The following is a 971-nucleotide window of genomic DNA, read 5'->3' as shown; positions in this document are numbered from 1 at the left end:
GAAGACGTCGATCCAGGCACGCTGCCGCTGCCACCCGACCCTGCCACCGGGCCGGTCCCGGCTGATGCGCGTCGAGCACGAATACGACCGCGGCGGAGCCCTGGCCTACCTGGCCGCACTCGACGTGCACTGCGGCAAGGTCCACGGCCGCTGCGAGCCTACGACCGGCATCGCCCCGTTCGCGCGGCTGGTCGAGCAGGTCATGACCCGCGAACCCTACGCCTCAGCCAGCAGGGTGTTCTGGATCGTCGACAACGGCTCCTCCCATCGCGGACAGGCCTCCATCGACCGCATGGCCGCCGCATGGCCCACCGCCACCATCGTGCACACACCGCTGCACGCCAGCTGGTTGAACCAGGTGGAGATCTACTTCTCCGTGGTGCAGCGCAAGGTCGTCACGCCCAACGACTTCCACGACCTCACCGACGTCGAGAACCGCCTCGACGCGTTCCACGACCACTACAACCTCGCCGCCAGACCGTTCAACTGGCGCTACACGAAGAAGGACCTTGATGCCACCCTCAAACGCCTCGCCACCCACGCACCCCTGCCAACCGCCGCGTGACCCCCGACGAATTAACGGCAAGGAGCACTAAGCGAGTCCAACTCGCGACAGCACTGTCGTTGGACCTGGCGACTGTCCCGCTGCTGCTGGCCCGCTTGCGTGATGCGGTGGCCGGGACCGCACCTGATTTCCTCCTCACCGTCGAAACTGGTGAGGAGTACGAGTCGCTGTTCGGGCCGTGGCTGCCGAGCCGCAACCCCTCCTGGAGTTGAAGACCTCCGTCGCAGCCAACGGCCGAACGCCAAGATCAGGAGTGCCGATCTGCCGCCGAGCGGGCGCGCCGGAAGGCAGGAACTCCCGTCACTCTCCGTAGATGCCCGGCGTAGGCGTCGGCTCGATCCCCGTGCACGCACCTGCCGAGATGGGAGTGTCAGCGGGGCGCGGTTTTGGCCTCGGTGATCATAGT

At 66.8% G+C, this 971-nt stretch carries 2 protein-coding genes; both read left to right on the top strand.

The window, feature by feature from the left end; all coding sequences use genetic code 11:
• Window positions 1-565, top strand: a 565-nt coding sequence (locus ACNAW0_RS30455) for a transposase (protein ID WP_416291494.1), incomplete at its 5' end; no start/stop codon positions are given.
• Window positions 562-777 (top strand): hypothetical protein, encoded by a 216-nt coding sequence (locus tag ACNAW0_RS30450; RefSeq protein WP_416291493.1) that lies wholly within the window; start codon window positions 562-564, stop codon window positions 775-777. The genes ACNAW0_RS30455 and ACNAW0_RS30450, both read left to right, overlap by 4 nt.
• The last annotated feature ends 194 nt before the right edge of the window (window positions 778-971 follow it).

Source organism: Micromonospora sp. SL1-18 (assembly GCF_047921505.1).
GTDB lineage: Bacteria > Actinomycetota > Actinomycetes > Mycobacteriales > Micromonosporaceae > Micromonospora.
The sequence above is the reverse complement of the archived record's forward strand: the minus strand, read 5'-3'. Positions and strand labels throughout refer to the sequence as shown.